The organism is Tenacibaculum sp. IMCC1 (genome assembly GCF_054906355.1).
Genome location: NZ_CM142818.1, coordinates 3200643 through 3214619, shown reverse-complemented (window position 1 = coordinate 3214619; position 13977 = coordinate 3200643). Strand labels below are relative to the sequence as shown.

The 13977-nt window shown below is 31.0% G+C and carries 10 protein-coding genes; 6 read left to right on the top strand and 4 right to left on the bottom strand.

Annotation, left to right across the window (positions count from 1 at the left end):
• Positions 1 to 12: 12 nt before the first annotated feature.
• Positions 13 to 984: a sterol desaturase family protein gene (locus tag ACXIHB_RS14950; RefSeq protein ID WP_462098556.1), complete on the top strand. Its 972-nt coding sequence runs from the start codon at positions 13 to 15 to the stop codon at positions 982 to 984.
• A 37-nt stretch (positions 985 to 1021) separates the two neighbouring features.
• Here ACXIHB_RS14950 and bcp read toward each other — a convergent pair whose 3' ends face one another.
• The gene (gene bcp, locus ACXIHB_RS14945) at positions 1022 to 1474 is read right to left on the bottom strand and encodes a thioredoxin-dependent thiol peroxidase (RefSeq protein ID WP_047789216.1); all 453 of its coding nucleotides are present in this window, start codon (positions 1472 to 1474) and stop codon (positions 1022 to 1024) included.
• A gap of 109 nt (positions 1475 to 1583) precedes the next feature.
• On the opposite strand from bcp, the gene ACXIHB_RS14940 reads away from it, so the two are divergent.
• Positions 1584 to 2240 carry an endonuclease III domain-containing protein gene (locus ACXIHB_RS14940; protein ID WP_047789217.1) on the top strand — a complete coding sequence of 219 codons (657 nt, stop codon included), beginning with the start codon at positions 1584 to 1586 and terminating at the stop codon, positions 2238 to 2240.
• A gap of 238 nt (positions 2241 to 2478) precedes the next feature.
• On the opposite strand, the gene ACXIHB_RS14935 is transcribed toward ACXIHB_RS14940, so the two are convergent.
• Positions 2479 to 3060 carry an RNA polymerase sigma factor gene (locus tag ACXIHB_RS14935; RefSeq protein WP_173360714.1) on the bottom strand — a complete coding sequence of 194 codons (582 nt, stop codon included), beginning with the start codon at positions 3058 to 3060 and terminating at the stop codon, positions 2479 to 2481.
• A 524-nt stretch (positions 3061 to 3584) separates the two neighbouring features.
• On the opposite strand from ACXIHB_RS14935, the gene ACXIHB_RS14930 reads away from it, so the two are divergent.
• The 3 genes from ACXIHB_RS14930 to uvrA all read left to right on the top strand — a co-directional run bounded on the left by ACXIHB_RS14930 (position 3585) and on the right by uvrA (position 9619).
• Entirely contained in the window at positions 3585 to 4664 is a 1080-nt protein-coding gene (locus ACXIHB_RS14930; protein ID WP_462098555.1) for a linear amide C-N hydrolase, read from the top strand.
• 237 nt (positions 4665 to 4901) lie between these two features.
• On the top strand, positions 4902 to 6632 hold the full coding sequence (locus tag ACXIHB_RS14925; RefSeq protein WP_462098554.1) for an FAD-dependent oxidoreductase: 1731 nt from the start codon (positions 4902 to 4904) through the stop codon (positions 6630 to 6632).
• Between the two features lie 194 nt (positions 6633 to 6826).
• Positions 6827 to 9619 (top strand): excinuclease ABC subunit UvrA, encoded by a 2793-nt coding sequence (gene uvrA / locus ACXIHB_RS14920; protein WP_462098553.1) that lies wholly within the window; start codon positions 6827 to 6829, stop codon positions 9617 to 9619.
• Between the two features lie 84 nt (positions 9620 to 9703).
• Here uvrA and ACXIHB_RS14915 read toward each other — a convergent pair whose 3' ends face one another.
• Entirely contained in the window at positions 9704 to 10789 is a 1086-nt protein-coding gene (locus ACXIHB_RS14915) for an HmuY family protein (RefSeq protein ID WP_462098552.1), read from the bottom strand.
• 11 nt (positions 10790 to 10800) lie between these two features.
• Complete coding sequence (locus ACXIHB_RS14910) at positions 10801 to 12942, bottom strand: TonB-dependent receptor plug domain-containing protein (RefSeq protein ID WP_462098551.1); 2142 nt, start codon at positions 12940 to 12942, stop codon at positions 10801 to 10803.
• A 94-nt stretch (positions 12943 to 13036) separates the two neighbouring features.
• Between ACXIHB_RS14910 and ACXIHB_RS14905 the strand changes: the two genes are divergently transcribed.
• A complete protein-coding gene (locus tag ACXIHB_RS14905) occupies positions 13037 to 13939 on the top strand; it encodes a DUF6607 family protein (RefSeq protein ID WP_073181191.1) in 903 nt (300 codons plus the stop codon).
• The last annotated feature ends 38 nt before the right edge of the window (positions 13940 to 13977 follow it).

The following is a 13977-nucleotide window of genomic DNA, read 5'->3' as shown; positions in this document are numbered from 1 at the left end:
TAAAAAAATAGCATGAGCAACATATTCAATCAAGATATATTATACTACTGGAGTGCTCCTTTCTTCATTTCAGTAATTTTAATTGAAATGTACTTTAGTTATAGAGCTAAAGCTAAAAACTACGATTTTAAAGACACAGCTACTAATGTTTACTTTGCTTTAGTTAACTTTAGCTTAGATTTACTAATGAAGGTTATTTCTTTTGCCATTATGGGGTTTTGTTACCAATACAGAATTATCGACTGGGAAGGTAACATGTCATGGGCATATTGGTTATTAGCTTTTATTGGTCAAGACTTTTTGTACTACATACACCATTATGTAGATCATCATTCACGATTTTTCTGGGCTGTACACGTAACACATCACAACTCTGAATTTTACAACATTTCAACTGGTTTTAGATCTCCAGTTTTACAGCCTTTGTTTAGGTATATGTTCTTTTTACCGTTAGCTTTTCTAGGTGTTATGCCCTTGCATATTATGTTTGCATATGCCATGAATCAAAACTACGGAACATTATGTCATACTAATTTTATTAAAAGTAAATTAGGTTGGTGGGGATACATTTTTGTTACTCCATCTCACCATAGAGTCCATCATGCCTCTAATACTAAGTATTTAGATAAAAATATGGGAATGGTATTGATTATTTGGGATCGTATTTTTGGAACTTTTCAAGCTGAAGAGGATGAAACTGAATATGAAAAATTACGTTATGGTTTGACCAAACCATTAGAAGACAAGGGACCTATTAACATTATCTTCCATGAATGGAAAGAAATTTTTAACGACTTCTTTAAACGAAAAAAGAATTTACCTTTTACAACACGACTAAAATACGTGTTTATGCCTCCAGGATGGAGTCATGATGGTAGCACTAAAACAAGTAGAGAATTACAAAAAGAACTTGCCTCCGCTACAGAAGTAATAAAACCTACAGAAGAATTTAGGGTAAGTCCACAAAAAATAAAAGTCGAGTAAATACTCGACTTTTTTCTTTTATTAAATAGATATACTATTATTTTAATATCTGATTTGCGTGTTCCTTTGTTTTTACTTTCGTAATTACATCTTCAATTACTCCTTTCTCATCAATTACAAAAGTAGTACGGTGAATTCCATCATATTCTCTTCCCATAAACTTTTTAGGTCCCCAAACACCAAAAGCGTTGATTACATCTTTACTTTCGTCTGCTAATAAAGGAAAAGGTAATTCATTTTTATTGATAAAGTTTTGCTGACGTCTTGCTGAGTCTGCACTCACCCCTAAAACATCATAGCCTTTTGCTAAAAACGTTTTGTAATTATCACGTAAGTCACAAGCTTCTGCTGTACAACCAGGTGTGCTTGCTTTCGGATAAAAGAACAATACTAGTTTTTTCCCTGTATAATCAGAAAGCTTTACAGTATTTCCTTTTTCGTCTACTGATTCAAAATTTGGTGCCTTATCTCCTATTTTTAGTGTTGTCATATTATATTCTTTCAAAGTTATTATGTCAAAGTTACAAAGTTGATTTTGATTATCCATAAAACATACGAAGCTTCTTTGTACCTTTGATTTTTTCAAATTTTATAAAGCAATGACGAAAGCAGAAAAAGTCCAGTTTGTTATAGATACTTTAGAAGAATTATATCCTGAAACTCCCATCCCTTTAGACCATAAAGACCCATACACCTTGTTGATTGCTGTATTGATGTCTGCTCAAAGCACCGATGCACGTGTAAACACCATTACTCCTTTATTGTTTGAAAGAGCTGATAATCCGTACGACATGGTAAAGCTTACTGTTGATGAAATTAGAGAGATTATCAAACCAGTTGGCTTGTCTCCTATGAAATCAAAAGGAATTCACGGTTTATCGAAAATTTTAATTGAAAAACATAATGGTGAAGTTCCTGTTGATATGGATGCCTTGGAGGAATTACCAGCTGTAGGGCATAAAACTGCTAGTGTGGTAATGTCGCAAGCTTTTGATATTCCTGCTTTTCCTGTAGACACCCATATTCATAGATTAATGTATCGCTGGAATTTATCTAACGGAAAAAGTGTTGCACAAACTGAAAAAGATGCAAAACGTTTATTCCCTAAAGAATTATGGAATAAATTACACTTACAAATTATTTATTATGGACGTGAATATTCTCCTGCTCGAGGTTGGAAGCTAGAAAATGATATTATCACTAAGACAGTTGGAAGAAAATCGGTAATAGACGATTATAATAAAAAGAAAGCATAAAAAAAGCCCCAACCTTGTTGAAGCTTTTCCCACTCTTAATTCAAATTCAATTCAATGAGATAGTTTGATTTTGTTTTAACTACTGTTAACGATTTGGAAAAATTAATCAAATATTGAACTGTTTCTTGTTTAGGTTCCATTTTAAAGTCAGGAGACTTCTTAGAGTAAACTTGCATCATATATTCCCTTATTAATACTTATTATCAATGATTTAACGATGCTTTTTTTTAAATATTGTTTAACTAACTAAGATAATTTTATTTTTTTCAATTATTTTTCTCAAATTAATTAAAGCATAACGCATCCTACCAAGTGCTGTATTTATACTAACGCCAGTATTCTCTGATATTTCATTGAAACTCATATCGTTATAAATACGCATTTTTAAAACCTCTTTTTGTTCTTCGGGCAACTCTTCAACTAATTCTTTAACATCATTTAATATTTGTTCTTTTATTATTTTTCCTTCTGCATTCAAAGTTCCATCACTTAATACCGAAAAAATATCAAACTCTTCTGTATTATTAAACGTAGGCATGCGATTGTTTTTTCTAAAAAAATCAATAATTAAATTATGAGCAATACGCATTACCCATGGTAAAAATTTACCTTCTTCGTTATAATTTCCTTTTTTTAGCGTTCTTATAACCTTTATAAAGGTGTCTTGAAAAATATCTTCTGTAGTATCTCTATTTTGTACTTTACTATAAATAAAGCTATAAAGTCGTTGTTGGTGGCGTTTAATCAATAATTCTATGGCATATTCATTACCATTTATATAGTTCTTTACTAATACACTATCATCTACAATGTGCTGCATAATAATTACTTTTTTTAAAGAGCAACTAACTAGTACTCTTTTTGTTAGGGGATATTAAGTTATAAAAGTAATTATTTTACTATAAGCTATTATTTATTGATTAATAATGAGTTACAAATATTAAATTTTTTATTAATAAATACAAAAAAAACTATAAAAAAAGAGAAAAACACTATCGTTTTTTCAATAAAACCACTTGAAATAGGTATTTCTTATTACTTATCTTTTTCGATTATATTAAGTATATAAAGACTGATATCTCAACTGTTAACCCAAAAGGAAACATTCATTATATTTTCCATCCTCATCTGTTATATCCTTTAAAAAGAATAGAATTAAAAGTCACTTTATACCGTCTTAAAATCTATAGAGTCCCCATTTAAAAAACAAATTATATATACTCAAATACCTTACGTTTATAACCAAATATTAGTATGGTCAAGCCCTTCATTTAAATACATAGCTTTTCTCCCTATAGTTTTGTAATTATAAAATCAATATTAACCCCCGAAAAATTTAAAACTATGTGTACAAGAATATTTAACAATTTTAGTGCAGAAAACAATTATCTAACTACAGCAAGAAATATGGATTGGGCTACCCAAATGCCTACCACTATTTTTGCTTTTAGAGTTACTCCTCAAAACCCAATGCTTAAATGCGGAACAGAAATTGAAAATGAACATTCGTTAATATGGGAAGCACAATATAGCAGTATTGTAACTATGGTGGGTACCAAAGCTCCTTTTGGCGCATCTGATGGTATCAACTCTCAAGGGCTCGTCGCTAATCTATTATACGACAGTGGTGCTTCTTACAATAGAGAAGATGGTAGCTCTTGTAAAAATTTAGATGTTTTAAGGTGGGTACAATTTGTATTGGATACTTGTTCCTCAGTTTCTGAAGTGGTTGCAAAATTTAGTAAAGAAGCCGAAACTCAAATTCAGTTAATTGGAGGAAAAGTTCCTGGTTCTAATAAAAAAGCTTCTTTGCATCTTGCTGTTTCTGACCTTCATGGTAAATCTGCCATTATTGAAGTTCATAATGGAAATTACATCATTTATGAAGATCCTGAATTTAGAGTAATGACTAACGAACCTTCTTATGCCAAACAAATTGAACTAAATCAATTTTGGCGTTGGCAGTGGAATGATAAAAATAACTTTCCTAGTAATACTTTACCAGGCGGTCCCTTTCCTTCTGATAGATTTGCCAGAGCTTCTTATTATCTAAATCATTTATATGACACTACTAGTAATTCTGATTCTTTAACTCAATCAAAATCAGTTGTTATGAATGCTTCTGTACCTGTTAATTTCAAATCAACTTTAGAAAAATATCCAAACATCGCACAAACTTTATGGACAAGCGTTGCTTCTCACAACAACCTTACCTACTATTTTTGTAATGCTAGAACCATGGGAGAAATTTATATGGATTTGAATAAGATGAATGATTTCCCTAGTGCTGTTTCTAAACTTATTGTGGTTTCTGAAAACGATGAACATGAATTTATAAACCATGAACTATACGGATATCAAAACGAAAATTTCACAAAAACTGTTGATCCATTTGCTATGACAGCTGTACTAGCGGATAAATAAACTCTTTTAAAACTTTATATTAAACAGTTGTAATTTTTACAACTGTTTTTGTAACAGTAAAAACATTTAATTGAATTTATTTTTGGTAGAAGCTCTTCCTTATTCAAACAAACTCACTTTCTGCTTATACCCTTTTTCAATTACTTAAATTAAATATTTAATCATTTAAAGAACTCTTTCTTAAATACACATAGGTGCTAATTATTTTTGAGTTTTAATCCTTAAACTACAATATCTATGAAAACTGACATTCAAGAAGAAATTAATACGCTACTTAGAGAAAACATTGACAACTTTTTAAAAGAAATCCAAAAGTCGTTACCTTCAAATGTAACAATATCTACAAATTGGGGGAGTCTAGATAATGTTTACGAACATTATAAAAATAGTCATATTTTCAATAGAAGATTGCAATTCAACCCCTTTGTAATTGTTTATTGCGAAAGCCCTGAAGACGTACAAAATACATTCAAAGCTGCAAAGAACAACAAGCTCCCTTTCAAAGTCAGAGCTGGAGGTCATGATCACGAAGGCGAATGTACTGGAACTAATATTGTGTTAATAGATGTTTCTAAAATGAACTATCCCGAACATGATAATGAAAAAGTTTATATTAAAAATATTGACGGAGAAAAAATCGCACATATTCGTCCAGGTATTCGTTTTAAAGATCTAACTTCAAGACTCGCTGACCAAGACGTTATGATTCCCCACGGTACTTGTGCTACTGTGGGTATTGCTGGCTTCACTATGGGTGGTGGCTGGGGACCATGGACTCGTAAATATGGCATGTGCTGTGAACGTTTAGTCGGCGCTACAGTTTTGTTAGGAAACGGAGAGTTTGCAGAACTCAATGAAAAAAATGGTGAGATTCCTGATTTACTTTGGGCATTAAGAGGTGGTGGTGGCATGAGTTACGGAATTGTAACCGAGCTTAGAATTAAAACTTTTGAACTACCTAAAATATTACATCGCTTCAATGTCGTTTGGAATCCGTATTCCCATTTAAATCCAGATAAAGTTGAAGAAAATGTTCCTACTCTTGAAGTGCTACAAAAATGGGAGGAAATTATTCAACCTAACAACTCACCTCAACTTATTGGGACCAACTTAAAAGTGAGTGCAAGGTCGTGGGATGAAAACACACCTATTCCTTATAAAACCATTTATCTTAATTGCCAGTTTAATGGGTATTGGGAAGGAGATGAAATAAGCTTAAGAGAGTTTATAAAAGATAACTTTAAAGGTGTACTTGCCGTTACTGATAACATGTTAACTATTGAACCTGCCACAGGTGCAGATTTTGAACATAAAAGCAACTATGGTGAACACCTAATGAGTTCATGGGACAGGGAGTCTTTTAATGAAATTAAATTATCCATGCTCCCTCCTGAGTTATTAATGGGGACACCGCTACAACCAGATTTAGATCTACCTGCACCACATAAAATAACTTCAAGACTTGTTGATAAAAAAGGTTTAGGAGAAGAAGGGCATCAAAAACTAATTGAAAGCCTGTGCTCTCCTCTATTAAATGAGCACAACAGAAAAAATACTATTACATCTTATATTACCTTAGGAGCTATTACAGGCGAGTTTTACAAAAAACATCCTGAGACCAATAGTGCTTTTCCCTACAATGACAAACAATATACCATACAATACCAATGTTGGTGGGAGGCCTTAGATGCAAATATGGATCCAGCAATTAAAAAGTATATTGAAGAAAAAATAAAAAACTTCCAAGACAATACTTTATATGATTACACCAATAGAGCGCTGGACTGGATTGAAGTATGTAGAGATTTTGATATCCCAAATACCTCTGGCGCATTTATAAGCTTTAAGGATAGTTCTATCCCTACTAAAACATATTTTGCCCAAAACTACAATGAACTTATTAGGATTAAAGAACAATACTCGAAAGATCCTTATAATCATTTCAGAACAAGAAAAACAATAATATAAATCTACTTTTTCCCCTTCTTAATGAAGGGGATTTTTTTGACTATTTTCGAAAAAACAACAAATAGACACCTTATTTTCTAAACATTATATATTTAATCTAAGTTTTGTAAAAAGAAAAGTCCTTGATATTTACATTAAGGTTATAATGTAGAGTTAATAGAAAACCGTACTTTTATAGCTTATTTTTTGAGTATATGAAGACTGATATTTCAACAGTAAATCCTAAAGAAAATATTATAATAAAAGGAGCTAAACTGCACAATTTAAAAAACATTGATGTAGTTATCCCTCGTAATAAATTAGTAGTTATTACTGGACTTTCTGGTTCAGGTAAATCTTCTCTAGCTTTTGATACTTTGTATGCTGAAGGACAACGTCGTTATGTAGAAAGTTTAAGTTCGTATGCACGTCAGTTTTTAGGAAAACTACACAAACCAAAAGTTGATTACATTAAAGGAATTGCTCCTGCCATTGCTATTGAGCAAAAAGTTAACGCTACTAATCCACGTTCAACAGTTGGTACATCAACAGAGATATACGATTATATTAAATTATTATTCGCTCGTATTGGTAAAACCTTCTCTCCTATTTCGGGTAATGAAGTAAAAAAACATACGGTTTCTGATGTTATCAATCATGTAAAAACTTTCGAAGAGCGTACTAAATTATTACTACTTGCTCCCATACGTATTAATAAAGACAGAGATATAAAAACCGTTTTACAAGTATTAACACAGCAAGGGTATGCTCGTTTAAAATATCAAGATACCGTATACAGAATTGATGAGTTTCCTGTAAAAGATTTTAAAGGAAATGAATTACAATTAGTTGTTGATAGAATTGTTGTAAAACACGAAGAAGATTTTTATAACCGTTTAGGAGATGCTGTACAAACGGCTTTTTTTGAAGGAAAAGGTATTTGTTATATCGAAAACCTATCAGATAATAGTACTGTTGAATTCAGTAATAAATTTGAATTAGACGGAATTTCATTCTTAGAACCAAACACGCATTTATTCAGTTTTAACAATCCTTACGGAGCTTGCCCTACTTGTGAAGGATATGGAAATGTAATTGGTATTGATGAAGATTTAGTAATTCCCAATACTGGACTTTCTATCTACGAAAATGCTATTTTCCCTTTTAAAACAGATAGTTATAAAAAATATAAAAATGATTTAATTCTAAATGCTGAAGAATTCGGAATTTCTATACATAAACCATGGTTCGAACTTACAGATGAACAAAAAGACTTGGTTTGGAATGGAACTAAAAAATTCAAAGGAATTAATCATCTATTCAAAAAACTTGAAGAGAAAAGTTACAAAATTCAAAACCGTGTAATGCTTTCTCGTTACCGCGGAAAAACAAAATGTACAGAATGTAACGGAAAACGTTTGCGTAAAGAAGCCAACTATGTTCAGGTATACGGTAAAACTATTGATGAATTAGTAACCTTACCTTTAGATGAATTAGCGGTGTTCTTCAATAATATTGAATTAAACAAATACGAAGAAAAAATTGGTAAACGTTTACTTACCGAAATTAACAATCGTCTCCAGTTTTTAACAGATGTTGGTTTAAGCTATCTAACATTAAACAGAACATCTAACACGTTATCTGGTGGAGAAAGTCAACGAATTAATTTAGCTACTTCGCTAGGGAGTTCATTAGTAGGCTCTATGTATATTTTAGATGAACCAAGTATTGGATTACACCCAAAAGACACGGAAAGACTAATTGGCGTGTTAAAAAACCTACGTGATTTAGGTAACACCGTAATTGTAGTTGAGCATGATGAAGACATTATGAAAGAGGCCGATTATATTATTGATATTGGCCCAGAAGCAGGAACTTATGGTGGAAATGTTGTTGCCGAGGGAACTTTTAAAGATATTTTACAATCTGAATCGCTTACAGCTAAATATTTATCTGAAGAGTTAAAAATTGAAGTCCCTACAAGTAGAAGAACATCAAAAAATTCTATTGATATTATTGGGGCTCGTGAAAATAACTTAAAAAACATTAATGTTTCTTTTCCGCTTAACAACTTAACCGTTATTACTGGAGTTTCTGGTAGTGGTAAAAGTACCTTAGTTAAAAAAATCCTATATCCTGCTATGCAGAAGAAACTGGTTGGATATGGTGAAAAATTAGGACAACACACGGATGTTACTGGGAGTTTTGATTTGTTAAAACATGTAGAGTTTATCGATCAAAATCCTATTGGCCGTTCTTCACGCTCTAACCCTGTAACGTATATAAAAGCGTATGATGATATTCGCAAGCTACTTTCGTCTCAAAAACTATCTAAAATAAGAAATTACCAACCTAAACATTTTTCTTTTAATGTAGATGGTGGTCGATGTGAAGTTTGTAAAGGTGAAGGAGAAGTTACTATTGAAATGCAGTTTATGGCTGATGTACATTTAGAATGTGAAACTTGTGGTGGTAAACGCTTTAAAAAAGAAGTTTTAGAAGTAACTTTTGAAGGAAAATCAATTGATGATATTTTAAACATGACTATTGATGATGCCGTTGCTTTTTTTACAGAACATAAACAAACCAAAATAGCTAAAAAATTAAAACCTTTACAAGATGTTGGATTAGGGTATGTACAATTAGGTCAATCATCTTCTACCCTTTCTGGTGGTGAAGCACAGCGTATAAAGCTAGCTTCTTTTTTAGTAAAAGGAAATACCAAAGACAAAGCTTTATTTATTTTTGATGAACCTACTACTGGATTGCATTTTCATGATATTAAAAAATTATTAGCTTCTTTTAATGCGTTAATTGAAAAAGGACACTCAATTATTGTTATTGAACACAATATTGAATTGATTAAATGCGCTGATTATATTATTGATCTTGGTTTAGAGGGTGGAAAAAAAGGTGGAAACTTAATCTTTGCAGGCACCCCTGAAGAATTAGCTAAAAATAAAGAATCATACACCTCTAAGTATTTGGCTGAAAAACTCATTAACTAAACCTTTTTAACTAGAAAAGCCACCCAACCTTTCGGTTAGATAGCCTTTCACAACAAAAATTAACAAAATTTAATAAATAAATCTTTACTTTAATAAGCTATATACAAACTCAGGATAACCTCTTTCTCCTGCATCATTTGTTAATGCTAAAAACTTTAACTTATATAAATTTCCATCAGTATCTTCTATTACATAAAAAACATTGTCTTTACGAGAAGGTAAAGAACTAGGACCTCCTCCTGCTCTCCAACTACTACCGATAGCTGTTTGAGTATTACCAAAATTTTCTACTTTTACATCTGTTAAGGTAAAATCATTATATGTATAACTTTCTTCTTCTGTATCTATCATATATCCTTTTACATTTGACTTTATATTATTTACCACAAAATCTGCATATACATACGGACCATAACTAGGTAATAAGTCTGTAAAGATTGTAAAGTTTAAGTCCCAGTTTTCTTTCATTGGCTCAACATTTACTTTAGCTTCTGTATTAAAGCTAAAGAATGTAAAGTGATACCCTTCTGTTTTTGTTATTACAATTTCTTTATGCGTAGTAGCATCTAAATCTGCATACTGTAAAACATAAGCATCTCCTTCTTTTAAAACTCTAATTTTTTTCCAACCTCTTTCATCTCCATTTGCAGAGTAGCTACCTGTAGCTGGTTTATCTGTTGCTACTTCATAACCAAGGTTTACTAAATATACTTTATTATTAGCCTCTGTTACTTCAATTTCAGCAATTGCCGTTTTTGTTATATCTCCACTAGGATGATCAACAAAAGGAGCACTTTCATCAGTATATGTATTCGTTCTTACTAAAGGCTGTAAATCTTTTACTTCTTGGGTTGAAGAGCTAACAGCATCTATATCTGTTGTAGATAATTTAGCAGCCGCCATAGATATTGAACCATTAATAACAACTCTAAACTCACTTCCAGAATAAAATCCTAAATCCCAAGAGTCTCTCTTTATCTCTGTTGTTGTATTCGTACTTAAGTCAATATATACTTGATTTGGTTGATTAGGTCCACCTACTCCTGGACTTACTTCTGCTCCTTCTATTACCACTTTTATTGGTTCAGATGGTAAATCATTATCACTTCCACAACTAATGAAAGAGTACATAGTTGTTAATAATATGAGTGTGAAAAATTTGTTTTTCATTGTTATTAATTTTAAAATTTAATATTATATAATAGTTTTAAATAGTATGAACGACCATAGCCTAACAATAGAGAATTATTGTTTGTTGAATGTGCGCCTGTTGTAGCTGCGTTACTTACATTAACACTGGTAACATCAAATAAATTTCTGGCTCCTATTGTAGCTTGTAGTTTTTTGTTTAAAAATGATTTTTGCACAGAAGCATCCAACCAATTATAAGCTTGCGTAGTTGTTTTTGTGAAAGTTGAGTTTTTATTTTCATCTGTACCTGAAGCTATATAATTTTGTTGTTCTCCGTTATGCTTTAATAATAAAGTTATTATTGTTTCCCATTTTTTTATTTTATAGCTAGCACTCGTAGTTAATTGAAAGGAATACAAAAAGTCATTTTGTGCATTTATTTCATTGTTAGCTACCTGAGCTATTCCTTGTAAATTAGCTCCTAAATTAAAAGACCAGTTATTAGCTTTTATTGTATTTCTTGAAGAAATCCCCCATAATTTATAAGCATCAACGTTTATGTATTGATATTGTAGAGGTGACGAATTAACAATTGCTAAATCTATTTTATCTTCTAGATTTAAATAGTCTATTTTTAAACTATTTAACAATGCTATATTAGAATCGTCAAACCAACTTCTTTTCTTTAAATTAATTGAAGCAGAATATCCACTTTCTGGATTTAAATTTTCATTTCCTCTTATGTCATGATTAGAGTCAACAAAATAATAATATAGTTCTTGAAAACTTGGAGTTCTATACGAAGTACCTATATTACCTCTAAGTTCAAATCCATTTTTAAATAAATAACGAGCACTTAAAGAGCTTTGTAATTTAGAATGAAATAAAGAATTGTATTCATACCTTAAGCCAGGACGAACCATTAAGGCATCTGAAAATTTTACTTCAGAAGAACCAAATAAAGCATAGTTACCCTGAGTACGTGTTTTATCTTGTTGAGTAACCTCACCAGAGGCCTGCGTATCGAATCCTTCTATATAACGAGCTTCATAACCTAACTGAAAATTATGACGATTACTTTTTATAAAGTTTGAAATAGTACCTTTTGAAAAGAAAACATTGCTTGATTGATATACTTTATCTTCCTCATTTGTTTTATTTCCAGATAAAATAAAATAAGTAAACTTATTTAAACGTCGTTTTTGTGTTTGATAAGAAGCTGAGAAGGAATAAGGGCTCCCCGATGCTAAAATCCCATTCAAATTAATATTATTTACAAATCTCTCTGTTTTGAAAACACGATCTAACGCAAACGGATTACTAGTTTGTGAGTCTACATCAATATTGTCATCAACTTTTGGATTGTAAAAGTTTACATTATCATTGTAATAATTGAATTTATAACTCAAATTAAGTTGATCTTTTTTATAATTCAAAAAACCAGTGGCATTTATCTGCTCTTTCGGCAACCAACTATACCCCCTTAGTAAATCATTCTTATAATAATCTCTTCCTTTTCTATCATCTAAAAAACCTGTAAAATCTGTTCTATTAAAACTCACTCTACCAAACCAGTTTTCAGAAAAATTATGAGCCACATTAATACTCTGTATATGTTTACCCTCATTAAATAAAGCATACTCATTACTTACAGTTTCTTCTTGTATTGCTGCTTGAATGTTCCATTTATTTTGAGATGATTTTTTTGTTATAATATTAATTACTCCCGATACCGAATTAGCTCCGTACTCAACTCCCATGGCTCCTTCAACCAATTCTATACGCTCAACATCATCTAAATTTATTTGAGTTAAATCAATGTTATTTCCAATTCCGTTATCACTAACTAACGGAACGTTATCTATCAAAATATTAAAGTATTGAGAATCTAAACCAAACATTGAAATAGTTGATTTACCTGACTGAGAATTTGGTATAACTGTTAAGTTTAGTTTAAAGTTTAATACATCCGCTAAATTATTAGCTGCTTGACTTTCTATTTGTTTTTTATCTATGATAGTTACATTGTATACCGATTTCTTAATCGATTTAGGATTATACTGCCCTGTTACAACAACCTCTTCCAATTTATTATAATGAGTACTATCACGTCTTACCTCTTCTTTTTCTTGAGAAAAGACTTGACATGCTAAAAGCATCAATAAAAAAACCACTTTGTTATTTAGAAACATTCTTAATAATTTTTTGCAAATATATTCTTTATTTTTAACCAATCTAAATAAAAGTTATATTTTTGTCAAAAAATAAATTCAAACAAAACTCACGATGAAAAAAATATTTTTAGGTGGTTTATTAATACTATCTGCACTTACAATTAACGCTCAAAACAAGAAGAAAAAAGATAGAGCAGCTATAAAAAAAATGTGTGGTTGTTATGAAGTTACTTTCAACTTTGCTGAAACATTTAACTTTAGTAAAGACTCTCTATACAAACCTTCCAAAACAAAAACAGATAAAGCTTTAGAGTGGGCAGGTTTAATTGTTGACGAAAATGATAAAATTTCAATTCAACACTTACTACAGGTAGGGAATCCTGCAAATCCTCATATTGTAAAACATTGGAGACAAGATTGGTTGTACGAAAACACTGATTTTTACATGTTCAATGGAAATAACAATTGGCTTTATAAAAACAAACCAAAATCAGAAGTAAAAAAACAGTGGACACAAAAAGTATATCAAGTAGACGATAGTCCACGATACGAAGGCTCTGGTACTTGGGTACATGTAGACGGAAAAAGTTACTGGGAAAATACTACAGATGCACCCTTACCAAGAAGAGAATATACCAAAAGAAGCGATTATAATGTAACTGAAAGAGGTAACCGTCATGAAATCACAAACTATGGTTGGTTACACGATCAAGATAACAAAAAAATCATAAGAGAAGAAGGTAAAAAAGATATTGTTATAGCTCATGAAAAAGGGTACAACACCTACGTAAAAGTAGATGATAATAAATGTAAAGCTGCTCAAGACTGGTGGAAAAAAAACAGTGTGAAATGGCAAAAAGTTAGATCTAAATGGGATGAAGTTTATGGAAGAAACACTAACCTCTCTTTAGAAACTAAAGTAAACAACAAACCTTTATACAAGCATTTATTCTCCGAAAAAGTATCTGAAGAACAACAAATAAATGAAACAATAGAATCTTTTGTAAAAAAATAAAAGCGTTTCAAAGCATTTTATAGTTATACCTAAACGAA